The following is a 24,257-nucleotide window of genomic DNA, read 5'->3' on the forward strand; positions in this document are numbered from 1 at the left end:
TGAAAGTAGTTGGCTTATATTGATTACAACCATAATTTCTTCTGTTGTGGCATTCGCTACAACAAATATTGATGACATTTTTATACTGCTTGTTTTATTTTCACAAGTAAGAACAGAAGTAATTAGGAAAGAAGGTAGAGCTGTCCGCGAAAAAGTTATGAGAAAAAAACTTTATATTGTTATTGGACAATATTTTGGGTTTAGTATGATTGTTTTTCTAAGTATCGTTGGGTCTTTAAGCTCTTTTTTCATTCCTGTTTCGTGGATTGGGTTATTAGGATTCGTGCCAATTTATATGGGGGTTAAAGGACTGTTGTCACTTCGTTCTTATAAAAGTAATGAAGTTATCGATAACGTTACTGGTTCATTATTTAAAGTAGCTTCAATTACATTAGCTAATGGAGCTGACAATATTTCGATTTATATACCAATGTTTGCTAGTCAAACTCTTGAAACAAATATCGTTACATTAGTTATCTTTTTTTTCATGATAGCGATATGGTGTTTTATTAGCTACAAATTGCTAAAAGCTCCTATACTAGCTAAAGTACTTGAGAAAAACTGTTATATTATTGTTCCAATTGTTCTAATTGGTTTAGGAATGTTCATTCTTTTTCGCAGTGATACAATTGGACTATTCTCCTAAGGTGTTGAAATAACGGAAGTTTTCATAAAAAAGAATTGAACAATTTTAATATTTTTTTGAGCAATTACATTCATTGAGATTAATTGGATTCTACACAACGTATATAAGTCTTATTACAGATGAAATGTAGTAGGGCTTTTTTATTTTAGTGAAATGAAACAATTGTATTAGTCATCTACGACTATTATTTAGACAGGACATTAGAATTATGAAGTTGAATAGCTATCGTAAAAGGAGTGTGACACTTAAAATGAAAATAGTACAGCAGTGGGTACAAGAAGATAGTGATTACATAAGAGAGAAAGTGATTGAATACAATCAAAAATATCTTGCAGATGAAGAAAAAACCCCTTCAGAGAAGGTTAGTTTCATAGTAAGAAATGAAAAAGAAGAAATCGTAGGTGGGGTAACAGCAATAATTTTTTGGCACCATGTACACGTTGACTTTCTATGGGTTTCTGAAGAATATAGGCATGAAGGCTACGGAAGCAAGTTAATAAAACTTATTGAAGAATTTGCAATTGAAAAAGGATGTAGGTTAATTAATTTAGATACTTTTAGTTTCCAAGCTCCTGATTTTTATAAGAAACATGGATATAAAGTAATTGGAGTAAGTGAAGATCATCCGAAAGGACATAATCATTATTATTTAGAAAAACGGTTAAAAAGTATATAGAATTTGTTAACGTTAGTATTTGAAATACAAATGCAATAAGGGCGAGGTTAATATTAATTTCAGTATTAATTGAATCAATTTTTATACTAAAACTGCAAGAACGTACTTTGGATAATCTTCCTAAGGTACGTTCTTTTTTTATATCAGTAGCCTATTCTTATTAACTCCAACAATAGTGGTAAAGGCAAGACTTAACTAACTTATATATATTAAAAGGAGTTAATGGTAGAATGAATAGAAGACAGAAAATTCCTTTTATTTAAAATAGAGGAGGTACATATGAAAAAAGTTAATGTTACATACGCGATTTTGTACGATAAAACTAATGAAAAGATCTTAATGGTAAAAAACAAAGGGGAAAATGGTTCTTATTATACATTACCAGGTGGCGCAGTTAAACTAGGAGAAACATTAGAAGAAGCAGTAATTCGAGAAGTAAAAGAAGAAACAGGGTTACATATAAATGTAAACGGGATTTGTTCTATCAGCGAAGCCTTTTTTGAGGAAAGAGATCATCATGCAATTTTCTTTAATTTTCTAGGCGAAATAATCGGCGGAGAGACATATATATCAAGGCCAAAAGAAATCGAAGAGATTACTTGGATGGAATTACATATAGCAGCTCCATATTTACGCATACCAGAACATTTACTAGATTTATTACAAAAGAAAGAAACAGTACCTTATTTTTTTAACGGAACAATCGTTCATCAATCTTCATAAAAATATTATCTTATGTAAGGCGGGGAAAACATGGAGTTTATCGTTAATCACAAACAATTCACTCAATCACTTTCAGAAGTCAACAAAGCAATATCAACAAAATCTTTAATTCCTATATTATCTGGTATAAAAATAACTGCAGATCAATCTGGAATTACTTTAATTGCAAGTAACTCGAATATTTTTATTAAAAAATTCATTCCTGTTTCAATTGAAGACGAAAAAATTGCAACTATTTTAAAGGCAGGAACTATTGTTGTACCTGCAAAGTATTTCATTGAAATAATAAAGAAAATGCCAAGTGATATAGCAATAAAAAGTAAGAATGAGCAAATTATTAAGATACAATCAGAAGAAATCACATTAAGTTTAAATGGATTTCCTGCAGATGAGTTTCCGAATGTACCGCTTATAGATAATCATGCAGAAATCAAAGTAGAGACAGAGCAATTGATTGAAGTATTTAAACAAACAGTCTTTGCAGTAGCAAAAAATGAATCTAGACCTGTTCTTACTGGGGTGCATATAGAGTTATCTAATAATAAGTTCATTTGTGCTGCAACTGACTCACATAGACTAGCTATACGCGAAACATTGCTTTCCTCAGATGTAAAAGCAAATTGTATTGTACCAAGCTCAACCATTAGTGAACTTCTAAAATTAATGAACGGCAATTCGGAATTCGTATATATCTACCTTTCAGAGAGTCATATTATATTTACGCTCGGAACAACTACATTATATTCAAGACTAATTGAAGGGAAATATCCTAATATTTCTAACCTTATTCCAAATGACTTTAAAACGATTATTAACATAGATAGAAAAAAGATATTACAAGGTGTAGATCGATCAAGTTTATTAGCAAGTGAATGGGCCAATAACAATGTTAACTTAGAAATCATAAACGAATCTACAATTAAAATTTCTTCAAACGCTTCTCAAATTGGGCAAATATCCGAAACGCAACAGATAGATGCGATTCAAGGTGAAAAACAATTAAATATATCTTTCGATGGGCGTTTTATGGTTGATGCTTTAAGAGCAATAAAAGAAGAAACGATTACTTTAAGCTTTGGCGGTTCTATGAGACCGATATTGATTGAAGCAGGAGAGCAATCTGCAGCAGTACATCTTATATCACCAGTAAGAGCTTATTAGGGATAGAGGAAGTGATTACATTATGTACAAGCAGACTTTTGTTTTATGAAATCATAAATTAATACATTATAAGAATGATGTATTAGTATAGCAAACAGTTTACTAAATCCTACATAATATAATTCAATCATAGACAAAGCAGCAATGGTAATCTGAAATACAAAGCAAAATAATAATAACCTAAATATAAAAGCCATAGATTAATCGATATGGGGTGAGTACGATGAAGAAAATAATTGTTTTACTCATTGGTATAGTTTTAATTATTTTTGCTTTTTATCAATACAACAAAAAAGATTATGCAGCTAAAAGTACTAACTTGTATGTAGAAAACTTTAAAGGGGAAAATGATTCAATAAAAATACAATCTGCTATTAATAAAGCAGAGTCTAGTAAAATTAAAACTGTATTGCTTGATGATAAAAAGTATAAAATCACGTCACCAATCATTGTTAAAAAAGGTGTGAAATTATTATTTGGTTATGGATCCCAATTTGTAGTTGAGGGAAACTTTAGAGTTTTAGAACTAGAGAAAAACGCATCCATTGAAGGAGCGTATATAGCTATTGACGATCCTAAATTTAACTCTGAAGTTATTTATTTAGACGGTAAAAATAAATATTATAACACTTGGAACAAAACACAAATAAAAGATATAAATATTATCAATTGGACGGAAACGAATAAAGGTACCGGAATTTCTTTATACTCTGCTGGAAAAGAAAATGAAATTTCGTTTGTTAACTTCGAAAATATTAAAGTTGTAGGAATGGAAACTGGACTGAAATTAGTAGCGAAAAAACCGAGCACCGGACAAGCTTGGATAAATGCCAATCGTTTTATGAACTTTTCTTTAGAAGACTGTGTAAATATGATTTATATGGATAGTCAAGTAACTACGCCAAATGAAATTAGTGGGAATCAATTTACAAACCTTCAAATACAGCCTTCAAATAAAACAAAAAGCGTTATACAGGTAAGTGGTCAACATAATGAATTTCATGGGATGGTGTGGGATTTAAATAAAATAAAACATGAAAACGAACTCATTGAACTGACTGATAAGAGTATGAATACAGTGGTTGAAATGTCCAGTGTACCAGCAAATAGAGTATTAGATAGTGGGAGATCCAATATAGTAAAATAAGTTTAAATACAGAAAAAAGAGCGAATTCTTTATAAGAGGATTCGCTCTTTTTATGTTTTAAAATTAAATTTCCTTCCACCAAGCTGATAAAGGATAGTCTGTAGATTTTAACGTAATAGATTCGCCAATTTGTGGTGTTGTAATTTTCACTCCTAAACGGTTGGCTTCTTGTGTAACACGTTCTATCGGGTCACTCCATTCGTGTAATGCTAACGTAAAAGCACCCCAATGAATCGGAAGAAGTAATTCTCCTTTAACATCAATATGGGCTTGTACCGTTTCTTCAGGCAACATATGAATAGCAGACCACCTCGGATCATATTGTCCGCATTCCATTAATGTAAGATCGAATGGACCGTATTTATCACCAATTTCCTTAAAGTGAGGGGCATAACCGCTATCACCACTAAAGAAAATTTTAGTCTTTTGACCAAGAATAAGCCATGAACACCATAATGAACAATCTCTATCTGTCATACCACGTCCAGAGAAATGCCTTGCAGGCGCACATACTAACTTAATATTATCAAACGTAATTTCGTCCCACCAATTATGCTCACTAATTTTACTAGGTGAAACACCCCATTTAATAAGATATTGTGCAACTCCAGTTGGAACATAAAAGTGCTTTGCGCGATCTTTTAACTGCATAATACTTTTGTAATTCAAATGATCATAGTGATTATGAGAAATGATAATCGCATCAATTTCTTGAAGGTCATCACGTTCTAAAGAAAAAGCACCACTATAGCGTTTACTATTAAACAAAGGAAATGGGGAAGAGGCATCTCCAAACATAGGGTCTAATAATAGTTTTTTACCTTCTATTTTCAAAAGAGAAGCAGAATGGCCAAACCATGTAACACTCTCAAACGATTCATTATCTTTATTTGATAAAACGATAGGCAAATCCTTTATAGGACGCAGCTTTGATTTCATTTTAAAGTAATCCGTCATTAAACTTATAATATCTTTCGGTTTAAAACTCATATCAGTATGAATTTGATTTGTATATTTCTTATTCATCAGTTCTCCTTTTTACGATTAACAATTTACGTATGTGGTTATTGTAGCTATTTGTAGTTTAAACTATATCATTTTACCTTTCATCATAAATTCGTCAAATTCATTATTCGTATCTATAAAGTACAAATCGCAAAGTGGCAGCTAAAACAAATATTAAGTACATGTTGTAAATTGTTTTTATTTAGTAAATTCCTTCTTATACGCAACAAAGAACATACGTTTCGTTGTTTGTTATAGAAGAAAATATGTCTCTAATAAAAGAAAGGAAGGAGAGGATGTAAGTGCACATAGAGCGAAAAAAGAAATCAAAATGTAAACTATCAAAAGCTGAAATCATTCATATGTATGCAGAAGGGGAAAGTACTTCAGAAATCGCGATGCTTACTAATGTTTCTGCAAGGTATATTCGTATGGTTCTAACAGACAACAACGTTCCAAGGCGCGCTATAGGGAGCTGGAAGAGAAAGTATGACATAAAAGAAGATTATTTTAAAACTTGGTCAAATAATATGGCTTATATTTTAGGATTTATAGCAGCAGATGGTGTTATACAGAAAGAAAATCAATACAACTATTTTCAAATTGGATTTATAAAGACAAAGATATTTATTTGCATAGAAAATATGAAGTGTTTCAGAAAGAAAGTCTGAGTTTAGATCAATTACAAGATTGAAAATTAAAACAAACTCAAACTGCCGTTAAGCAAAGAAAACAAAATTTCCTTGAAGAATATATGAAAAATAAATGTAATGCTACAACTTGTTCAAATTTAGAAATAAGCGAATCGGCTTTCAAACGTTGGCTAAAAAATGATAATTAATTTAAAAGAGATTATGAAAAGATTAAGTTAATTAAAGATAACTTATTAATTGAAATTGAAGCAATTGCTGTAGCAAACTAATTTTAAGAACTTATTCGTAATCATATCAATGCAATTCGTTTAATGCGTTCAGTTAAAACGAATTGCATTTTTTATTGTCTTAAATATAATTTATATCTGGAGACATTATCATCAACAACTCATAAAACAACAACAAATAAGCACACAATCGATTACACAGAATGAATCCGATGAAAAGGGAAGCGTAACAATCTAAACTAACATATAATAAGTTTATTACTTTTATCCAGTTAACATAATATATATTATAGGAAGTTATAGAAACAAATCGATTACAGGTATCAAAAACCAAGTAAACTATACTTAATGAGACGTAACAGAGATTTTTAGTGAGATTCACATGAAATCTTATCTAAACAAATTTCTTCAGTTTTTATCGTTTTTATTTGTTATAAATTCATCACAGCAAATCTTAATCAATAATCGCTTGAGATTTAACGAATCCAAATCATTTTTGATCGGCAAGAAATTTTTATACAGAAAAATTATTTCTATACAAAATATAAATTAGTGATTTTATTTTATGTTTTACTTAATGAATTGATTGCTATTTGCACACATTTTACAACTTTACATTATTTGTTGTTATTTCTGTTATTTAGGCTTGACTTTCATTACACTCATTGTTTTTTATTCTAGTTAACATAACGTTTATTTTTAATATAAAAAAATCTTCCCTTACCTTCAGGAAGATTTTTTGTTTGCTATTATTTTATTTATATCTTCTAGTAACAATCCCAATTGTAAATGACATTGGAAAAATCTAGATTTAACAGCTCTTCCTTACGTATAAAGAAATTAGCAACACCAGAATCTCCCCACATAATATTTAATGAATCGTCTGTATCGATTTGCAGCAATAATATGTCATGCTGTTGGTATTTTTCTTCCCATTCTCTCGGATCTGTCTGTGTGAAAAATGGATATCCGCCAATTTTATGTCCTTGATCTTTACATAAATCATCATACAGTTCGCCTAATTCTATATTATTTTCTTCATCAACAATTTCTTCCCAATCAATGTTATCACTAAAAATCATTTCAAATCGATAATCTCTTGGTGTTACTGGTTGATATGCCAACTCAAACTTTAGTTTTGCTGCTTCGGGTATGATAAAATTCTCTAAATCTAAAGTGTTTAAATAACTAAAATCAGTAATCACCTTAGTTAAATCCGCTGTGATTGTAGAATGATAAACAATTCGAAAGTCTTTTTGGCTTGTGGGATGATCAAAATCTGCTCCAAAAAGATCTTCTTCAGCACTTATGAAAAACTGTAACATTCCATGTTGAGGCATATGTTCAATGTTTGGTATTTCTTCAAGGTTTAACTGCGCAAGTAGCATCATAGGTTGTCCGTTTGAGTCTTTAGGATGCTCTTGATCTATAGGTAAATACGGATAACCACCAAACTTACTTTCAAAAAGGGTTGTCTCTGCTAATGTTCCAGACACTTTAACATACGGTTTCACACTTTCTTCTAAAATACTACGATACTGTTCTAGTTCTTTCGGAATTTGAAGTTGATACGTATTCTTCACTACATTTGCCTCCCTTTAGTAATGAATTGAAAATGCCTAACTTAATTATATAGCAAGCGATAGCTTAATTGAAAATCGTTAAAAATCCATTTTCACCCTCATTTTTTGCGCGCTTGGTGGACAAAGTAAATTATGCTCTAAAACCTTTTTATTGATAGTTCGAATTAATTCCGCTGCTTCTGCCGTATTTGTATTTTCTTTTAGCTTTTCTTTTAAATCATCAATTTCCTTTGAAAGCTCAATCCACCTAGGTAATACATGATTATTTTTCAAAGTTCTATACAGTTGCTTTTCAGGATTGTACGAAAGATCTTTATCTAGATTTAGAGGTTTCTCCTTACCAGGTAAATTATCAAAAGACCCTTTCTTTTTTGCTTCTTTTACGATAGAACTAATATGGTCCTCATACGTAAATGTCCAAACTTTCTCATCTTTTACTAAAATCTCTTGCTTTTTTAGTTTTTTATCTAGTTCTTCTTGATTCATAGAATCTCTCCTCTTTACATTTTATAGTAGCGTTTTTGTACGTTTCAATGCTTTCAATCCATCAAATAACTTTTCTCGCCACCAAATACCGTCATATCCGCCTTGAAACTCTTCATAAGTAATCTGGATACTCTTTTTCTTTTAAAGCTTTATACAGGCGTCTATTAGCCGTTAAAAGAGGTTTGTTTTCGAGTTCTCCTGCTGCAATATAAAAATGAGGTTGAGTCGCATTTAAATCTATAGATGAAATTTGATTTTCATAACCATCCTTTTTCCAATGCACGGATCCAGACATTGACAACACGTTTCCGAAAACATGTGGATTTTAAAGCGCTGCATAAAAAGCTGCTAGGTCACCAAGACTGAAACCAGCAATTGTTGTATGATTCCTTTCTTGATAAACGTGATACTTAGATTGAATCCACGGAAGTAATTCCTTCGTTAAAAATGCATTCATTTTATCGTTATAAGTTAGCTCTTCTAATCGATCGACAGGATCTATAGCAACAGCAATACACGATGGGATTTCTTTTTCGTAAATTAAATAATTAAGTGTTTTTGTGATTGAAAGGTCATTAATGAATGAATTCCCATCAAATACAATGAGAAGTTCTTGAAGATGTGAAGTGTGAGAATAATCATGAGGCGTATAAATATGAATTTTGCGTGTGTTATTTAAAATCGAACTATAAAAAGAATATGTTTCAATCTTTCCGGATGGATAATCATTTGAAGGAAAACGACTGCTATATTGCACCTCCATTCCTATGTTTAACACAGACGCTTTATTGGTACCTTCTCCAAATGTATTTCGATTAAATTGGTCTATTTCGTACTGTTCACTACGCTTTATCCAATCATTTTCGAAAACATCGTTTACTGAAAAATAGTACGTTGAAATAAAACTCTTATCCGTCCTAAACGTTACATACCAAATATCTGTCTGTAACAATCGTTGTAATTGATTTACAGACAAATCCCAACCAGGAAAACTACCGAATACATAAACGTTTTCAGTGTTTTGATCCCCTAACCATATATACGTTATAAGCTTATACTGATTATCTGCAGGGCATTGTTCTATTAGTGGCGTGTGATTTGACTTTATTTCATGCAAAAAAGTATAAAGAGCTTTTTCGTTTCCATTCTTTAATTGATTTTTAAGCTTCTCTAACTTAGGACTGATTATTGTAGTCACCTCTCTTCCTCCTTTGTAGTATTCTATATGTAGTTTTTTTCATTAGAATCCCTATATAAAAGTAGTCGTAAGTTATTTGTTTAGCGAAGTTATTTATTAGAAAAGTAATCAATTGCCTGAATAGAAAGTTCTAATGATTTTATTCTTCTTTCTAAAAGCGTTCTTTGAGGACTCCCAAGCTTTGACTTAACGTAAATCTTTTCAATTGATGGAAGCAAACCAATTAGAACATTACGAGCTTCTGCTAAATCTTCCTGAGTATAATGATGAGTTTCTTGCTTCCAAACACTTTCTAACATAGCTAAGCCGATACTAGCTGCTTTGAGTCTTTTTTTCACTAAAGTAGTATTTGATCCTTTTTGAGTCATCTGTGATAAGGCATTTTCAAGTTTACTAATTGTTGACTGTAAAGATTTTATTGATTCTACTTTATCTATATTTGATACGTTTTTCATGTTAATGTTATCCCTTCTATGTTGCTAACTTGTTTTGTTTAATGTTTAATGAAATCCTTAAAAGCTTGATTTCACTCGAAATATTTTAACATAAATAACTAACTGTATTCGAGTTGGACAATAACTTAAAGTAAAACAGCTATTCCTCTCTCCTCCCCTGCATCATTCTATTATATGTACTTCTTTCTTCTCATTAGAATTCCTATATAAACTAGTTGTTAATATTGAATGTTTTATGAACAAAAAAACGTACAAGTAATGTAACCTGTACGTTTTCGCTTTTATTCAGTAAGGTAATAAAGTAATAGCTTTCTGGTCTTCTCATAACTTATGAAATCTCTATACAAAATGGGATAATTCACAATTTCTGTTTCTAGAAAACGATATTGCGGAAACCACTCGAAAAACGATTTTCTTAACCACTTTATTTGTTGAAACGTAATGTTCTGTTCGTTTCCATTTAGTACAGAATTTAAAGTAGCTGCTGTATGCATCCAATAATGATTAAAATCAGCGTTTATACAGTCATCTTCGGTAAATTTACTTTTTAAATCTCGCTGCAATTTTGCTGTAGCACGATAAGGAAACGGTTTATGAAGTGGACTATGCATTTTCTGCAATTCCTTAAAAATAATTCGTTTTCCTAACTTCAACTTTCCACCCCTTTATTTCTCTATCCAATTTAATAAGTTTTCATAATGATATTGAGCATCGATATACCCAAGATTATATAGATTAACGAGCTTTTCCTTATTTCTTTCTATTCCGCTTATGGGAAGCTGTACACTTGGTTGAATTACATAAAAATTATCTTTTTGTTCTTCTCGATTCATATAAGATATCGTCTCATTATAAAAACGATAATGGTCTACTAAATTCTCTGCGATTTTCGGATATTTTCTATATAAAATTTTAGCCAGGCCTGAAAATTTATTTCGCTGCTTCTCATATCCTTCTGGCTTTGTCATAATGACAACGTTCTTTTCATAACCATCCTTTTGGGCTTTCAAAACTGGTATAGGGTCTATAATCCCTCCATCTAATAATTTTCGATTATTATATTCTACAGCAGGTGCTATAAACGGCACAGAGCTTGAGGCGCGAATGATTTTTAAAATATCATTTCCGTGTTCTGCTTTATTATAATAAATGGCTTGTCCTGATTCGCAATCAGTCGTCCCTATGACAAACTGTTCATTACAGTTTAAGAAAGTTTGAAAATCAAATGGTACAATTTTATTAGGTACTTCATCAAATAAAAAATCCATTCCGAATAATTCGCGTTTTCGAATCAAATTTCGATAAGATATATAACGGTGATCTGCTACTAGCTCTGTATTTACTTTCTTATTTCTCCCTTTTTGACGTGATAAATAAGTTGCTCCCATACAGGCTCCTGCTGATACGCCGACTACATACGGAAAGAATAAGTTCTTTTCCATGAAATATTCGAGTACACCTGCAGTATATAAACCTTTCATTCCTCCGCCTTCTAATACTAAACCTATATTCTTCATGCTATATCCCTCTGCTTCTTTTTTCTTAATTCCATATTAGCATAAGATTTTAAGATGAGGTTATATAAACTAATTACAACAATAACCAGAAACTACTAAAGTAAAGTCATAATATCTTTGAGAGTAACATGTTACAATATAAGTAATTCATTCCACATATATTAAAGGAGGAATTTAATATGGGGTTATTTAGCGGTATTTTAGGAAATGCATCAAATACGAGTTCTGAAAGTGTAGAACGTGATTTAGAGAAGATTATGCTAGACGATGAAAAAGTAGAGCATGCTTATAAATTAATTCGTTATCTAATCGTATTTACAAATCGTCGTCTTATTTTAGTAGATAAACAAGGAGTAACTGGCAAAAAAACAGAATACCATTCTATTCCTTATAAAAGTATTACACAATATAGCATCGAAACGGCTGGGCATTTTGATTTAGATGCAGAACTTAAAATTTGGGTGTCTAGTATGGAGGATCCAATTACGAAAGAATTTAAAGGTGACGATAGTATTTTAAGCATTCAAAAAGCGTTAGTAACCTTTACGACAAAGTAGTGGTTTTTGTATTTTTATTCATTTCAAAAATTACTAACCCGAGTATTTTGGAAGAATATACATTATTTTTGTATATTTAATCTTAAATAATGTAGAAAGGTAAAGCGTATTTTGTATGCTTTACCTTTCTTTTTTGTAATAAACAAGTGTAGTTTTATCATTTAATTCCTTTTTAGCTTCTGTTCTTTTATACTCCATCTTTTCATACAAAAAACAATTTTTCTCTTCTTCTAAAATAGTAGCAAGTTCCCAGCTCGTTGCTTCAGGAAACATTTCCTCAATTAATGTAAGTACCTTTTGGGCAATTCCTTTTCCTTGATAACTCGGGTGAATAAACATTGGACTGATCCAAAATTTAGAGGGTGTTTCTTTTTGTGAAATGCATATCGCTCCAACAAGATTCATAGCCACTATTATTTTATAGAAGCCACCGTCTACATGATTTATTCTACAAATAGTTTTTTCGATAGTTTCATTTGCTGGATTTGTTTCATAGTCTTTATATTTATGTAATAAAGAGCTAAATGAGTCTATTTGCATTTGAAATATAACTTCTGCATCAGTTTCTGTCGCCTTCTCTAATATAATCTCCATGTTACCAATTTAGACGCTTTCTTAAAGAAGTAATATGAGCGGTATGGTGACGACCATGCCATGCGTATAGTCCTATTGCAACAGCAAGTTTTGTTTCACCAGTTTCAGGATGGTTAAATGTCTTTTCTAAATCTTCAATTTTTAGAGAATATAACAGGTTAACCCATCTTTTATGTAATGAATCTAGCATTACTAGTGAAACATCTACCGGTAATTTTGAATCGGGTAACTCTGCCCACTTCTCTTCTTTATACGGCTTAATAGTTGGATTCTTTTCTGTCAGTGCTAATTTAAAGCGTATGTAGCTATTCATATGGCTATCAACGACGTGATGAACTACTTGACGTACAGTCCAACCTCCAATGCGATATGGTGTATCTAACTGCTTCTGATCTAAATCTTTAATTGCCTTTGTTAGTTCATTAGGTAAATCTTCAATTTCTTGAATCCATGTATCAATCATTTCTGCAGTTATAGGACGTTTGTATGTAAATTGGCCAATTGGATAACGTAAATCATTCATGAATAAGTCCTCCTTATTATAAGCGCGAAGTATTTCTCCAAATATAGTGTACAAACTTCACATGTTCTCCATGTAATTCTACAGATGTTACATCTGATTCGTTTTGATAAGAAGAAAATCCGCTTTTTTCTAGTACAATTTGTGATGCGAGATTATTAGTCGTTGTTTTAGCATGAACTTCAGTAATTTCATTATTTTTCGCTACATCTAAAATTAATTTTACGGCTGCTGTTGCAACTCCTTTTTTAGTAAATTTTTCTCCGACCCGATACCCTAGCGAACTAATTCGAGTTTCTGTATCTATATCTACTAAATTGATTCGTCCTACAATTTCTTTTTCTTCATTACGAATTAAATAAAAATAAGAATTTCCATCCACCTGTTCTATTAATAAATCGTCTAGTAGTTTTTGGAAATATTCAAATTCAAAATATTTTGAGCCACGATTTGGTACCATTGTTTCAAAAAAAGATTTATTCGTAAGTTCAAACGTATATAAATCCTTAGCATCTTGTTTCTTTAGTTGCTCTATGTATATTTCCATCCCGTATTCTCCTTCTTGATTTACTAAATGTTATACATTCTTTTTTAATCAATTATATTCCTGCTATTTCTTTCGATTAAGTAATACAGCTAGTAGCACTTTCGGATGAAAAAGATGAAATGGACTACGAATTAAATTCATCACTCGTACTAACCGAATATAAACATCAGAATTACTTGCAGATAGTCGATATATTTGTTTCGTATACCATAGCTGAAATTTTTGTTTTGTAGTTAATTCTCTCTTTAGTTGCGGGTGACGTGAAATTTCTGTTGTTGTCATATCCCAAGCGGTTTCTATTATAGTAGCTGCCTTTTTATAAAATTGTTGTGTAAATGTTTTATCAAGTTGTTTTCTATCTTGCAAAAGTAATTGCAATTGGTGAGCCTCCATAGCAGCAACTGAAATACCTTGGCCGAAAACGGGATCAAAACGACATTGCGCATCTCCAACAACTAATAATCCTTCTGGTACATTATTCACTAAATCAAATCGCCGGCGTACTTGATAAGGAATTTTGTATGTCTTTATATCAGTAATTCCCTCAGCCTTATTTAGGAAATCTGTAACATTAGAAATTGATAGGTTTTCAGCAAAATCATAAAACTCATCATCTGTTTGTGGTGCTTTCTCATTTGCGTATCCACTAAAAGTAACAAAATAACGATTATCTTCTATCGTTTGAATAAGAACACCATAAGGGTTATCAGGGAAACTCGGAGACATTAGCATGTTACAACAGTCTAACTCCTCATTTTCTTTAAGTTTGAACATTTTCGTTGCGTAAAATAAATCAATACGAACTTTCTCTTCTTTTACTTCAATTTCGTATTCTCGTAGCCACTCTATACTTTTCGAGCCAAATCCACTCGCATCAACTACAAGATCCGCATGAACTTCTTCTTGTGTGTCTGTCTCTAAATATTTAACTTTTACTCCACACACTTTGTTAAGCTTTGCATCTACCAATAACCCTTTAACCAATGTTCCATATTTAATAGTAATATTTGAAATTTGATGTATTCGTTTTTGAATATGCCATTCTAGCAAAGGACGACTTTGTTGAATCATATGTATTTCCCCTATGAACGGTTGTTTCCATAGACCGAATTGATTCCATTTCAAATCACGCGTAAAGTTGTTTATAATACTACCCGCTTCTATTAATTCATTCGTAATATTAGGAAACAATTCCTCAATTGCGATTTCTCCACCTTTTAATAACACATGAGGATGATTACTTTGTGGAACTCTTTTTATCGAAGACTTTCCATCCCATCTTTCACCAGCTTCTATAATGATTACTTCTTTAAAAGAAGTTGATAATGCTTTTGCTGCAAACTTTCCTGCCATGCTTCCACCAATAACGATAGCCTTATTAAACATATTTTCCCCCTTAATAAAAAGAGATCCTGCCTTGTATGAATGAAACAGGATCTTAAACTAATTAACTTCTTTATCATTATACTTAAAATACATCAGTAAATTGCAACATTAAAATTAAAATACCTAATCCCCATACGTAATACGCGAATACTTTTAAGGAGTGACGTTTTAAATATTGAATCATCCATGAAACAGCTATATATCCAAAAAACGCTGCTGATAACGTTCCGACAATTAAAGATGTACTAGAAATAGATTCTGCTTTCCCTTGAAAAACGTCTACAAATTGCAAAATGATAGCTCCGACAATCGCTGGCGTTGATAATAAGAAAGAAAAGTAAGCAGCAGTTTCGCGGTCCAACTTCCTCCATAATGCAGCGACGATTGTCATTCCAGAACGAGAAATTGCCGGAAAAATAGCAGCCGCTTGAAATGAACCGATAATAAATGCATCTTTATATGTAATGTCGTCCATTTTTTTACGACCATTCTTTTGTTTATCCGCCAAGTAGAGAAAGAATCCTGTCACTAAAAACTCCCAACCAATTGTAATACCTGTTTTTGAAATATCCTCAAAAAAATCTTTAAACAACAATCCGATTACAACTGCGGGTATCGTTCCGACAATAAGTAGCAGCATTAATTTTGAAAATGGATTTTTAATTAAATATATAAATTCTTTTTTGTAATAAATAAACACCGCAAGTAAAGTCCCAATATGCAGCATCGTATCTAAAAATAAGCCAGCCTCATCTAATCGGAACAAATGCCTTCCTAAATAAAGATGTCCGGTACTACTGATTGGTAAAAATTCTGTTAAACCTTGAATTATACCTAGTATGAAAGCTTCTAACCAATTCATGATGGTCTCCTTTCTCTTTTGCTTGTACCAATATATGAGGGTTAAATTTTCGATATGAAAAAAACTATATTTCTCTATGAATTTACTTTTCATTTATGGATATATATGTAAAGAGGATTAAGGAGGGTTATTATGTGGAAGCACAAAAAATTCGGTAATGTATTACTTTGGGTGGGCCCTATCCTTGTATTTTTAGGATTATGTATGACAAATGTTATTTCAGATATTCCTTTCTTTGAGGGAAAACATAAAACGGTTGGTATTGTACTTATATTTATAGGTGTAATCTGTTTTGTTGCTGCTAATCATTTGAAAAAAGGAGAAAGATATGAAGAATAAATCTAAATAAAAAACAATCCTGGCATATTAACTAGGATTGCTTTTTATTAATGTTGATTATTTGTAGAATACTTTATCAACGTTATATTTCGCTTTGTATTCATTAATGATATATGTTTCGTAAATTTCTCTTTCTGTTGGATCTTCTACGATACATGCATCAATGCGGTATACTTCATCACGGTGGTTTTTAATTGGTGAAACATTATCTTCAAAATGCTTCTTAATACGTTGTCTAATTTTACGAGCTTTACCTACGAAAAGAAGTTCGTCATTAATATTGTAAAACATAAAAATGCCGCCTTTATCTCTAGGGAACAAGTGGAAATCGATAAATCCATTAATTGGAGTAATGATTGGCTCGTCTCCTTTAATAACTTGTTTACGTTCAGTAATTGAAACATCAGCTTCAGGAATATTAATTTTAATCAAGTTCATTCACGTCCTCTTTTATTATAAAGATAAATAATAGCATACATAAGTAAGAAAAGCTATGCTCAAAGGCATATTTCATTTTATAATTCAAATATTATAGGTGTATCATGTAAACTTTTCTTCCAAATCATATGATCACTGGATTCTCCCCAGTAATCTTTCAATACATAGCTAGGTTTTCCAAACTTTTTTATCCATATACTTTGCGCATTTTTATATCCACTATCTAAACAATATTCTGTTATCCCTCTGCTAAGTAATGTAAGAAACATTGTATGTAGTAATAAACTCCCTATTCCCTTTCTTTGATACTCCGGAAGTATGAATACAGTTCCTATTTCATACAAATTTTTAAGTACACCACCTGTACAACTATTAATCAATGTACTTGCTGGACCGATTTCGATTGTTCCAATGATTTTATCGTTACTTGTATCAATTGCTAATAAAAAGTAACGACTTTCTCCGTTACTATCAAAATCACTTTTCAAATACTGCTTTTTTGAGTTAATTTCATTTTCTATGTCATCCAATAATTGTGACAATCCTTCATTTTTGTATGTATTCGTAATAACTATACGGAAAAATAAATATAGTTCATCTACATCATTCAAATTCGGTCTTCTAACTGCAACGTTAGTCATAAATTCAATCTCCAATCCTCATTATGCCATTATCAATACAACACTTTATATAATCTATTCATCATTATTCTGCAAAAACCTGCATAAATCCAACAGTATAGAAAGCTCATTATAAATATTGATAAAATAATTTTTATATCCATAGTTGTATGAACAGCAGGACCAAGTACCGGAAAGTGGAAAACATCGAGAACGATCATAATACCTATAAGTAGACAAGTTGCTGAAAAAGAAACAATCCAAATTCTCCTCTTTAATTTTAAAAAGGATACTCCTAAGGATAGACCTAATAAGCCTGTAGTAAAAGGAAAGACAATTAGTTCACTGGGCTCAATAATAAATAATAGAAAAATAGTAAGAACATAAGAAAGTATTCCCTCACGAATAGAATAGAAAATAGCAAAAAAAATCGGTAATGTCGAAAATGGGCTAATGAGCAAACCTATACCAGGAACTAAGTTCCCAGCTGCTTGAAACATGGTGGCCAATGCACTCATCAAAGCTGTAAGTACTAACTTATTCGCAAGGGACAATTTTCTTTTATGAACAAAGCTCGTATCATGTTCTATCATCAGTTGATACCAATAACGTACAAACCAATTCATTAAAATACCCCCTAAAGATACCACATTCATTACTTTCTATATTATTCATACACTTATGGTTTATGAGTTGCTTTCTACTAGTTATAAATCACTATATAATAGATACTTATAGATTGAAGATTTTTAGGGGGACAAGTCAAGTTGTGCGTTTTGGAAGCAGAATAAACTCTTTATGTTTTTAAACTGAGAATTTATATCGTATCAAGGAATAATTTCAAAAATGGTACCTTTGTTAAAATCAGTTACTTTCATAGAACTGTAAACTCCTAAATATAATTTAGTTTGATCCGAATTTGTTCCTAAACTCATATAATAAGCTGGTTGCGTACCAAAATCATAATTGGTTTCAATAGCATGAAAGTCAGCATGTTTACCATCTGTACCTGCTCTAGTATAAGCTAAAACACCCTTAACTGGTGGTCGAAAATCTTCTTTCTTAGCAAGGTCAGTAAAAACAACGCTACCTGTTAAATTTGGAATTGCATTTCCCATATATGGCTGAACTCCTGTAAGTGAAGTTCCTCCAAACTTATCTGTTCTAGAATCTTTATGAAAATAACTAAGTAGAGGCAGAATACGCTTCACTGAAGTTTGTATTGTTTCATCATAATAAACCATTGTTCTCTCATCCAAAGCCTGATTTTCGGAACAATGTCGTATAAAAGAAGTAGGTAAATTCCCTTCCCATCCTCGCCACCCAAAATTGATAAAACCATCTTGATTGGGAGTTAACCTCATAAAATGCATTTGAACAAGTTCTGTAACTGGTATAGGTTTATATTGAACAAATGAAAAAACAGACTCTACAATATCCTGTCCGACATTTCCGGCGTATTTGATATATTGATTATAAAACCTTTGAAATGAAATGCCGGTTATATTACGTACTCCTTTTGCAACTACTGTAAGTGTTTCTTGTATAGATAAAGGAAGTTCATTAAAACGTGTAACTACAGGAGGGTTATTTATAAATGTATTTTTATTTACATCGATTTCAATTATTTTTCCTGCTATTTCCAAATCATCTTGACTTAAATTAAATGGATCATAACCTGATCCGCCATCTCCATTTGTAAAAACAAGTTTTCCAGTCTCAGGTGAAAAGTTTAAGCTATTGACTCCGTTATGATTAAAAAACGGGCGTTTTATATTAAGTAATGTTCTACGTTTTTGAGGTTGACCGTTTGATTGAAAAATCCATTCTTCAATTGTATCAATATGATCATATTGAGTATCTCTATTTACCCACTTTAAATTTAAAGTTTTAGGGTCACAAGGATTCGGTTTAAATTGTTTAGAAAGTGCACCTGGACCTTGAGTTCCAGCTACTGAATAATGAAGATAAAATAACCCATTTTGAAAAAAGTGTGGATGGAACGCAAGTCCAAGCAATCCGCGTTCATCATAACCGCTACTAGAAACACCTTCTTCAAATGTACCTAATTTAATAATTAGGTGACGAATATCTAAAAATGTCTTTATAACTCCGTCCCCTATGTAAAAAATCTCTCCTAATTGAGTTGCGATAAATAGTCTTTCGGTCGATTCACCTGGAAGTATCGTTGTTTTCAATACAGTTGGTAAATTTACGTTATGAACAATGGGTCGTAAACTAACTTTAACTTTTGTCAATTAACTGTACACCCCTTTTTACTCTTTTTTATAGAAGAATATGATTAGAGTAGTTCTGTTAGTATCAAATAAGTCGCATTCCTTTTTATTACAATTTTGTATATAATATAATTATCGATATATTAGGGGGATTAATTATGACACTCTTATTACAAATCATCGTACCACTTATATGTGCATTATACTTATTTACCCTCTATCATAACGGGAAGTATGGATCAGCTTCATTCATTTTAGCAGTCATGATAGGAATTTTCGGCTTAGAGAATTTCTTTCAATATGCTAGTCTAACAGATCATGCTATTTATCCATATTGGGGCAGTTTGAAGGCCGTTGTTATCGTTTTATCAGTCGTATTTCTATTTAAAAAAGGTGGTTTAACAGGAAAATATTGATTTTTAATGCGGTACCTATTTTCTTGTTAAATTGCTTTTATTTTATAAAAGAAGAAATATTTATGTAAAAACAAGAAGGGATGTGTTACATATGTCTATAAATATTATTTCAATAGTCTCTATCATAATATGGATTGTGTTAATTACAGAACTTATAAAACCTTCAAAAGAACAGAATGGACGAAAGATAGTAACTTTAGTAACTGCTGGTTCCGCATCAACACTTATTTTGACGGTTTCATTTATTCAAAATGTCCCATTTTGGAATTGATAGTGATATAACTAACAAAAATATGTATAAATAAAAAGATTAGGATTCATTCCTAATCTTTTTATATTTTGAGGTAGCACCATATCCCTAGCAAGCTAAGGTCTTGAAGTATCCCCTAAACAAAATTTAAAGTTTTTCTAAAGTTATTTATGTGAATTCAAATCGTTTTCAGGAACATATGTGGTTCTTTTATAATTTAAATTTCTTTTTAAACTTCTTATATTTTCTGTACGAACGTCTAACAATGTTTAACATAAAATACGGTATTTTAACAGTGAAAGGCAATTTATAAATGAAAGGAAAATAAAAAGTGAAATATGCCTTTTCTAGATCCCTCCACTTACTATCTTCTTTTGTTTTTAAGAAATCAGATACATCTACTACATATCCCCTTCCTTTTTCCATCATCACATTTTTCCCGTGAACATCACAAGGAGTTAATCCTTGTTCCCTCGCATACTCTAAAGCCTCATTGATATCAAGTATTACCTGCTTAGGAATTTTAATCCCCTTATGAATAGCATCGTATAAGGTAATTTCTTTTAAACGTTTCAATACTATGAAATTTTCTCCTTTATATATAAGCTTTGAATAAGAAGGATGATCTCCAATTCTTCGGTATACTTCTGACTCTTTTTCAATTCCTTCTCCTTCTCGCACGTAAACTTTCACTACCCAATCTTTGTATTCTCTGTGCATGAATACTGCGGCATAATTACCTGTTCCTAAACACTTCCAAAGTCTAGGAATATCTTTAACTACTACAGGCTCGAATTCATCCACACTTCTTATTCTTACCTCTTTTAATAATTCGTCCTTTATCAATCCCACAAAACTATTTATACTCATCATTCCCACTCCGGTTTTGCTAAAAGGGGCCCACCCACATTTTAACGAAAATATTACACTAAGCGAATTTTAGCATAAAACGAGTCATCTTTCTTCTTAAAATAAAAAGCTGAATCGTTCTATTTGAACTGTTGAATACTTAATATTTATTCTGTTATTCATAGCCAAAAACCGTACGACATAAAAATGTTTTTAACTATTTTCATTTTATCAAAGTCAACTGTATAGGTTTTTTCTTAGTGCAAGTTCTCTTAGTTCATTAACCATGCCAAATCTATATTACTCTATTTTATAATCTAAAACATTGTTTAGAAGTGTAGCAAGGTTTTTTTAATTGTTCAATTCTTGTTCCACTAATATCTTTGTTAGCAAAAACTTTTATTGTTTTAATAGTCTTTTGTTTAATTCCCACAATGCTGTTTTGTTGCTATCCCATTTCAAAAGCGTTACTGCTTCCTCGAAGCATAACCATTTATAATTGAAGTGTTCTTTAGATAATGATATGTTTTTTGTAGGGACTTTAACTGCAAAAGAAAATTCTTTTATTACATAAACCTCTTCGCCCCAAAGGAATCCTCCAACTACATCCTCTACTGGTAGTGAAGACACAGAATCTAATTGTATATATGGACATTCTCTTGTAATACCAGCCTCTTCAAACGCTTCCCGTTTTGCTGATTCAATAGGAATCTCACCGTCTTCTCCGCCACCAGCTATTCCTTGCCAATAACCATAATCACTTCGTTTGAAAATAGCATATTGAATGGAATCGGCAGTTTTTATATAAGGAAATATCAATACTTGATATGGTGCTCTCATTGCTTAAGCTCCTCTCGAAAATAAGTTTTAAATAAATATAAATAAAGAGCCGACATCACAATTCTACATTATTAATGCAGGTTTATAATGTCAGCCCTCTATTTTTAAAGAATTTTATTTTTCATAAACAGGCTTACTCTTAACAGAGGAAAAACTGCTTATTCCCTGTCGAATATGTTTGGCATGGTTTTTTCTAAATGTTAGCAGTACCCTATATTATTCAATTGCGCCAGCAACATCATAATCATTTAAATCTAATTCAATCGTTTGTCCGAGCGCTAGTTTAGCAAGTTCCGCTCCTAGGTATGGACCAGCTGTTAAACCCGAAGCGCCTAATCCATTCGCAACGAGAATTCCTTCAAAGTTAGGTAGTGGTCCGATAACAGGTAAGAATCCTGGTGTGAATGGTCTGAATCCAACTCTCGTTTCAAGCATTGTAGCATTTTCTAAGCCAGGTGCAACTGCTAATGCCTTATGGAATACTTCATGTAAACCACCTGCTGTTACACGATGATCGAAACCAGTATCATTCTCATGTGTTGCACCAATTACGACATGCCCATTGTCAAACGTTAAAATATATTGATCGTTCGGTGGCATAACAACTGGCATATTTTCTGTTGCTGTATTTTCGATTTGCAGATGAACAATTTGTCCTTTTTGGAATGTAACTAAGAAATTAATTCCTAATGGGTTCAAGATTTCGTTCGCCCATGCGCCTGCAGTTACAATAACCTTTTCTGCTAAAAGTGTTTCATCGTTTACTGTAACTCCAGTAATATGATTTCCTTCACGGACTAATACTGCATCGCCTTTTATAAAAGTTGCACCATGTTTTTTCGCAGCACTTATTAATGCATTTCGTAATAATCTTCCATTTACTCGTGCAGCACCACTAATATGAACAGAACTATATTCTTCTGATAATGCCGGGAATAATTTTTTTGTTTCTTCAGCTGATAAGCGAGTGATTTCACCAATCTCTGGGGCATCTTCACGTCGTTTATAAGCTCGCTCTTCCATTTGATCTAACTTTTTCTCGTCAGTATGTAAACTAATTGCACCTACACGATTATATCCTGTGTCAGTTTCACCGTCTTCTTCTAATTGCTGAATTAACGAAGAATAGTAACGTGCACCGCCTTTAACAATTTTATACCATGCTTTATTACGACGCTGTGATAGCCATGGACATACAATACCTGCTCCTGCATCAGTTGCTTGCCCTAATTGTTGGCGATCCACGATAGTAACATTCGCACCTGCCTTAGCAAGATGATAAGCAGTAGACGCTCCTAAAATTCCAGATCCAACTACAATATACGATTTCATTTCAAACACCTTTTCTCTTTTTGCTAATTATATAAATATAAGAACATTCCTTAGTATAATGGAAGGAATACTTTTTTCAATGTACTCATCACAATTAATTGTTGCAGCATTGTGACTTTCTTAGTCATTATTTTTTCTTTTTACGGAATAATTCAATTGTTTTATAGCCTTGTGAAAGGATTTCTATCATTTTCTCTAGACGTTTTTCACGTGTTTTTTCTTGTTTCACAGAAAAAAGATTACGTGCCCAATCTTTTTGGTATCCAGGCGTTAAACTTTGATAAAACTTAAGTTCATTCGGATGATTAGCTAATAATGCTTCAACATCTTTAATTCGATCTGCATAATCGGCAACACATTGACTCATAGCAGATGTTTTCGTTGTTTTTTTCTTCTCGCGTTTTAAACCTACAACAGTAAAGACTTCATCCATACTTACCATTCGTGCAAATTTAATATCGCTTTCTCCCACATAACCATCTTCTCCAACGTTTAATGCCGGAAACATCTCATCACGGTGAATAAACGTACTATAACGAGCATTACCTTTTTTCGGATATGCGAAGAACACGTAACCTTTTTCAATTAGTAATTCTTCATTACTAATAATAAAATTCGTTTGTTTCACCATTTCATCAAGCGTTTCTACAAATATAAAGATAGCATCGTGTTTTTTTGAGAATGCAGTTTCTTTACCTGTAAAAATGTCATAATCACTTGGTTCGTTAATAACGACCATATTTGTATACTTATTAAGTTTCAATTTATCAATAACTGACATATTAATCTTCCTTTACATTCAAAATTCATTGTACATACTTTTTCGTACTGTTCTAGTGTATTATATGTATTAAGAAAATCAAATTTTAAATCATATTATCCTGCTGCAAAAAAGCCAGTTTTTCATACATATGAAGAAGCTACGGAAATATTAAAAACATTAACTATACCGCAGTTTCCGAAACATATTAGACGAAAACCATTTACACCAAA

Annotated in this window: 28 protein-coding genes and 2 pseudogenes; 10 read left to right on the forward strand and 20 right to left on the reverse strand. The window is 31.7% G+C overall.

Annotation, left to right across the window (positions count from 1 at the left end):
- Positions 1-19 precede the first annotated feature (19 nt).
- The 5 genes from MR143_RS10250 (at position 20) to MR143_RS10270 (ending at position 4,353) form a co-directional block, all read left to right on the forward strand.
- Positions 20-646 (forward strand): cadmium resistance transporter, encoded by a 627-nt coding sequence (locus MR143_RS10250; RefSeq protein WP_000633412.1) that lies wholly within the window; start codon positions 20-22, stop codon positions 644-646.
- Positions 647-896: 250 nt separating this feature from the next.
- Positions 897-1,322 (forward strand): GNAT family N-acetyltransferase, encoded by a 426-nt coding sequence (locus MR143_RS10255; protein ID WP_000706900.1) that lies wholly within the window; start codon positions 897-899, stop codon positions 1,320-1,322.
- A 279-nt stretch (positions 1,323-1,601) separates the two neighbouring features.
- Positions 1,602-2,045: an NUDIX hydrolase gene (locus MR143_RS10260; protein WP_000757606.1), complete on the forward strand. Its 444-nt coding sequence runs from the start codon at positions 1,602-1,604 to the stop codon at positions 2,043-2,045.
- Between the two features lie 30 nt (positions 2,046-2,075).
- Entirely contained in the window at positions 2,076-3,206 is a 1,131-nt protein-coding gene (gene dnaN, locus MR143_RS10265) for a DNA polymerase III subunit beta (protein WP_000394492.1), read from the forward strand.
- Positions 3,207-3,429: 223 nt separating this feature from the next.
- Positions 3,430-4,353 carry a hypothetical protein gene (locus tag MR143_RS10270; RefSeq protein ID WP_000721072.1) on the forward strand — a complete coding sequence of 308 codons (924 nt, stop codon included), beginning with the start codon at positions 3,430-3,432 and terminating at the stop codon, positions 4,351-4,353.
- Positions 4,354-4,416: 63 nt separating this feature from the next.
- Here MR143_RS10270 and MR143_RS10275 read toward each other — a convergent pair whose 3' ends face one another.
- A complete protein-coding gene (locus tag MR143_RS10275) occupies positions 4,417-5,379 on the reverse strand; it encodes an MBL fold metallo-hydrolase (protein WP_001037077.1) in 963 nt (320 codons plus the stop codon).
- Between the two features lie 281 nt (positions 5,380-5,660).
- Between MR143_RS10275 and MR143_RS10280 the strand changes: the two are divergent.
- Positions 5,661-6,199, forward strand: a pseudogene (locus MR143_RS10280) (hypothetical protein).
- Positions 6,200-7,005: 806 nt separating this feature from the next.
- On the opposite strand, the gene MR143_RS10285 reads toward MR143_RS10280, so the two are convergent.
- The 6 genes and pseudogenes from MR143_RS10285 to MR143_RS10310 all read right to left on the reverse strand — a co-directional run bounded on the left by MR143_RS10285 (position 7,006) and on the right by MR143_RS10310 (position 11,477).
- The gene (locus MR143_RS10285; RefSeq protein WP_000799802.1) at positions 7,006-7,821 is read right to left on the reverse strand and encodes a YwqG family protein; all 816 of its coding nucleotides are present in this window, start codon (positions 7,819-7,821) and stop codon (positions 7,006-7,008) included.
- Between the two features lie 78 nt (positions 7,822-7,899).
- Positions 7,900-8,307, reverse strand: a complete 408-nt coding sequence (locus MR143_RS10290; protein ID WP_001070929.1) for a DnaJ family domain-containing protein — start codon at positions 8,305-8,307, stop codon at positions 7,900-7,902.
- Positions 8,308-8,328: 21 nt separating this feature from the next.
- A pseudogene (locus tag MR143_RS10295) lies at positions 8,329-9,505 on the reverse strand (alpha/beta hydrolase-fold protein).
- Positions 9,506-9,594: 89 nt separating this feature from the next.
- Positions 9,595-9,960, reverse strand: a complete 366-nt coding sequence (locus tag MR143_RS10300; RefSeq protein WP_000800305.1) for a hypothetical protein — start codon at positions 9,958-9,960, stop codon at positions 9,595-9,597.
- Positions 9,961-10,241: 281 nt separating this feature from the next.
- Positions 10,242-10,613, reverse strand: a complete 372-nt coding sequence (locus MR143_RS10305; protein WP_000765936.1) for a YxiJ-like family protein — start codon at positions 10,611-10,613, stop codon at positions 10,242-10,244.
- 12 nt (positions 10,614-10,625) lie between these two features.
- On the reverse strand, positions 10,626-11,477 hold the full coding sequence (locus tag MR143_RS10310) for a patatin-like phospholipase family protein (protein ID WP_000789261.1): 852 nt from the start codon (positions 11,475-11,477) through the stop codon (positions 10,626-10,628).
- A 179-nt stretch (positions 11,478-11,656) separates the two neighbouring features.
- Between MR143_RS10310 and MR143_RS10315 the strand changes: the two genes are divergently transcribed.
- Positions 11,657-12,034, forward strand: coding sequence for a PH domain-containing protein (locus MR143_RS10315; RefSeq protein ID WP_242280731.1), 378 nt, complete (start codon positions 11,657-11,659; stop codon positions 12,032-12,034).
- A 120-nt stretch (positions 12,035-12,154) separates the two neighbouring features.
- On the opposite strand, the gene MR143_RS10320 is transcribed toward MR143_RS10315, so the two are convergent.
- The 5 genes from MR143_RS10320 to MR143_RS10340 form a co-directional block, all read right to left on the reverse strand.
- Positions 12,155-12,628: a GNAT family N-acetyltransferase gene (locus MR143_RS10320; RefSeq protein WP_000402628.1), complete on the reverse strand. Its 474-nt coding sequence runs from the start codon at positions 12,626-12,628 to the stop codon at positions 12,155-12,157.
- Between the two features lies 1 nt (position 12,629).
- Positions 12,630-13,151, reverse strand: a complete 522-nt coding sequence (locus tag MR143_RS10325; RefSeq protein WP_000999056.1) for a YfiT family bacillithiol transferase — start codon at positions 13,149-13,151, stop codon at positions 12,630-12,632.
- Positions 13,152-13,167: 16 nt separating this feature from the next.
- Entirely contained in the window at positions 13,168-13,695 is a 528-nt protein-coding gene (locus tag MR143_RS10330; RefSeq protein ID WP_000409248.1) for a GNAT family N-acetyltransferase, read from the reverse strand.
- Between the two features lie 63 nt (positions 13,696-13,758).
- Positions 13,759-15,081 (reverse strand): FAD-dependent oxidoreductase, encoded by a 1,323-nt coding sequence (locus tag MR143_RS10335; RefSeq protein WP_000482046.1) that lies wholly within the window; start codon positions 15,079-15,081, stop codon positions 13,759-13,761.
- Positions 15,082-15,163: 82 nt separating this feature from the next.
- Positions 15,164-15,943, reverse strand: coding sequence for an undecaprenyl-diphosphate phosphatase (locus tag MR143_RS10340; protein WP_001104297.1), 780 nt, complete (start codon positions 15,941-15,943; stop codon positions 15,164-15,166).
- 132 nt (positions 15,944-16,075) lie between these two features.
- Here MR143_RS10340 and MR143_RS10345 point away from each other — a divergent pair, with 132 nt between their 5' ends.
- Positions 16,076-16,282, forward strand: coding sequence for a hypothetical protein (locus tag MR143_RS10345; protein ID WP_000265461.1), 207 nt, complete (start codon positions 16,076-16,078; stop codon positions 16,280-16,282).
- 57 nt (positions 16,283-16,339) lie between these two features.
- On the opposite strand, the gene MR143_RS10350 is transcribed toward MR143_RS10345, so the two are convergent.
- The 4 genes from MR143_RS10350 to MR143_RS10365 form a co-directional block, all read right to left on the reverse strand.
- Positions 16,340-16,720, reverse strand: a complete 381-nt coding sequence (locus tag MR143_RS10350; RefSeq protein ID WP_001048941.1) for a nucleotide excision repair endonuclease — start codon at positions 16,718-16,720, stop codon at positions 16,340-16,342.
- 77 nt (positions 16,721-16,797) lie between these two features.
- Positions 16,798-17,361 (reverse strand): GNAT family N-acetyltransferase, encoded by a 564-nt coding sequence (locus tag MR143_RS10355; protein WP_000185960.1) that lies wholly within the window; start codon positions 17,359-17,361, stop codon positions 16,798-16,800.
- A gap of 32 nt (positions 17,362-17,393) precedes the next feature.
- Complete coding sequence (locus tag MR143_RS10360) at positions 17,394-17,966, reverse strand: YybS family protein (protein ID WP_001103996.1); 573 nt, start codon at positions 17,964-17,966, stop codon at positions 17,394-17,396.
- Positions 17,967-18,167: 201 nt separating this feature from the next.
- Entirely contained in the window at positions 18,168-19,598 is a 1,431-nt protein-coding gene (locus MR143_RS10365) for a PQQ-dependent sugar dehydrogenase (protein ID WP_000169997.1), read from the reverse strand.
- Between the two features lie 137 nt (positions 19,599-19,735).
- Here MR143_RS10365 and MR143_RS10370 point away from each other — a divergent pair, with 137 nt between their 5' ends.
- The gene (locus MR143_RS10370) at positions 19,736-19,993 is read left to right on the forward strand and encodes a hypothetical protein (RefSeq protein ID WP_000173572.1); all 258 of its coding nucleotides are present in this window, start codon (positions 19,736-19,738) and stop codon (positions 19,991-19,993) included.
- A 91-nt stretch (positions 19,994-20,084) separates the two neighbouring features.
- A complete protein-coding gene (locus MR143_RS10375; protein WP_000026326.1) occupies positions 20,085-20,264 on the forward strand; it encodes a hypothetical protein in 180 nt (59 codons plus the stop codon).
- A 189-nt stretch (positions 20,265-20,453) separates the two neighbouring features.
- Here MR143_RS10375 and MR143_RS10380 read toward each other — a convergent pair whose 3' ends face one another.
- The 4 genes from MR143_RS10380 to MR143_RS10395 form a co-directional block, all read right to left on the reverse strand.
- A complete protein-coding gene (locus MR143_RS10380) occupies positions 20,454-21,113 on the reverse strand; it encodes a protein kinase family protein (protein WP_000026516.1) in 660 nt (219 codons plus the stop codon).
- Between the two features lie 378 nt (positions 21,114-21,491).
- Positions 21,492-21,932 (reverse strand): NUDIX hydrolase, encoded by a 441-nt coding sequence (locus tag MR143_RS10385; RefSeq protein WP_001202585.1) that lies wholly within the window; start codon positions 21,930-21,932, stop codon positions 21,492-21,494.
- A 216-nt stretch (positions 21,933-22,148) separates the two neighbouring features.
- Complete coding sequence (locus tag MR143_RS10390) at positions 22,149-23,264, reverse strand: NAD(P)/FAD-dependent oxidoreductase (RefSeq protein WP_000844392.1); 1,116 nt, start codon at positions 23,262-23,264, stop codon at positions 22,149-22,151.
- 127 nt (positions 23,265-23,391) lie between these two features.
- On the reverse strand, positions 23,392-24,045 hold the full coding sequence (locus MR143_RS10395; protein WP_199717750.1) for a YdeI/OmpD-associated family protein: 654 nt from the start codon (positions 24,043-24,045) through the stop codon (positions 23,392-23,394).
- Positions 24,046-24,257 lie beyond the last annotated feature (212 nt).

It is taken from the genome of Bacillus cereus group sp. BfR-BA-01347, assembly GCF_022663835.1.
Lineage (GTDB): Bacteria > Bacillota > Bacilli > Bacillales > Bacillaceae_G > Bacillus_A > Bacillus_A thuringiensis_K.

What these genes read in the sequence shown, in the direction of transcription:
- MR143_RS10255 (WP_000706900.1), top strand. Translation starts at nt 897, where the DNA reads ATGAAAATAGTACAGCAGTGGGTACAAGAAGATAGTGATTACATAAGA.
- MR143_RS10260 (WP_000757606.1), top strand. Translation starts at nt 1,602, where the DNA reads ATGAAAAAAGTTAATGTTACATACGCGATTTTGTACGATAAAACTAAT.
- dnaN (WP_000394492.1), top strand. Translation starts at nt 2,076, where the DNA reads ATGGAGTTTATCGTTAATCACAAACAATTCACTCAATCACTTTCAGAA.
- MR143_RS10270 (WP_000721072.1), top strand. Translation starts at nt 3,430, where the DNA reads ATGAAGAAAATAATTGTTTTACTCATTGGTATAGTTTTAATTATTTTT.
- MR143_RS10275 (WP_001037077.1), bottom strand. Translation starts at nt 5,379, where the DNA reads ATGAATAAGAAATATACAAATCAAATTCATACTGATATGAGTTTTAAA.
- MR143_RS10290 (WP_001070929.1), bottom strand. Translation starts at nt 8,307, where the DNA reads ATGAATCAAGAAGAACTAGATAAAAAACTAAAAAAGCAAGAGATTTTA.
- MR143_RS10300 (WP_000800305.1), bottom strand. Translation starts at nt 9,960, where the DNA reads ATGAAAAACGTATCAAATATAGATAAAGTAGAATCAATAAAATCTTTA.
- MR143_RS10310 (WP_000789261.1), bottom strand. Translation starts at nt 11,477, where the DNA reads ATGAAGAATATAGGTTTAGTATTAGAAGGCGGAGGAATGAAAGGTTTA.
- MR143_RS10315 (WP_242280731.1), top strand. Translation starts at nt 11,657, where the DNA reads ATGGGGTTATTTAGCGGTATTTTAGGAAATGCATCAAATACGAGTTCT.
- MR143_RS10320 (WP_000402628.1), bottom strand. Translation starts at nt 12,628, where the DNA reads ATGGAGATTATATTAGAGAAGGCGACAGAAACTGATGCAGAAGTTATA.
- MR143_RS10325 (WP_000999056.1), bottom strand. Translation starts at nt 13,151, where the DNA reads ATGAATGATTTACGTTATCCAATTGGCCAATTTACATACAAACGTCCT.
- MR143_RS10330 (WP_000409248.1), bottom strand. Translation starts at nt 13,695, where the DNA reads ATGGAAATATACATAGAGCAACTAAAGAAACAAGATGCTAAGGATTTA.
- MR143_RS10335 (WP_000482046.1), bottom strand. Translation starts at nt 15,081, where the DNA reads ATGTTTAATAAGGCTATCGTTATTGGTGGAAGCATGGCAGGAAAGTTT.
- MR143_RS10340 (WP_001104297.1), bottom strand. Translation starts at nt 15,943, where the DNA reads ATGAATTGGTTAGAAGCTTTCATACTAGGTATAATTCAAGGTTTAACA.
- MR143_RS10345 (WP_000265461.1), top strand. Translation starts at nt 16,076, where the DNA reads ATGTGGAAGCACAAAAAATTCGGTAATGTATTACTTTGGGTGGGCCCT.
- MR143_RS10350 (WP_001048941.1), bottom strand. Translation starts at nt 16,720, where the DNA reads ATGAACTTGATTAAAATTAATATTCCTGAAGCTGATGTTTCAATTACT.
- MR143_RS10355 (WP_000185960.1), bottom strand. Translation starts at nt 17,361, where the DNA reads ATGACTAACGTTGCAGTTAGAAGACCGAATTTGAATGATGTAGATGAA.
- MR143_RS10360 (WP_001103996.1), bottom strand. Translation starts at nt 17,966, where the DNA reads ATGAATTGGTTTGTACGTTATTGGTATCAACTGATGATAGAACATGAT.
- MR143_RS10370 (WP_000173572.1), top strand. Translation starts at nt 19,736, where the DNA reads ATGACACTCTTATTACAAATCATCGTACCACTTATATGTGCATTATAC.
- MR143_RS10375 (WP_000026326.1), top strand. Translation starts at nt 20,085, where the DNA reads ATGTCTATAAATATTATTTCAATAGTCTCTATCATAATATGGATTGTG.
- MR143_RS10380 (WP_000026516.1), bottom strand. Translation starts at nt 21,113, where the DNA reads ATGAGTATAAATAGTTTTGTGGGATTGATAAAGGACGAATTATTAAAA.
- MR143_RS10385 (WP_001202585.1), bottom strand. Translation starts at nt 21,932, where the DNA reads ATGAGAGCACCATATCAAGTATTGATATTTCCTTATATAAAAACTGCC.
- MR143_RS10390 (WP_000844392.1), bottom strand. Translation starts at nt 23,264, where the DNA reads ATGAAATCGTATATTGTAGTTGGATCTGGAATTTTAGGAGCGTCTACT.
- MR143_RS10395 (WP_199717750.1), bottom strand. Translation starts at nt 24,045, where the DNA reads ATGTCAGTTATTGATAAATTGAAACTTAATAAGTATACAAATATGGTC.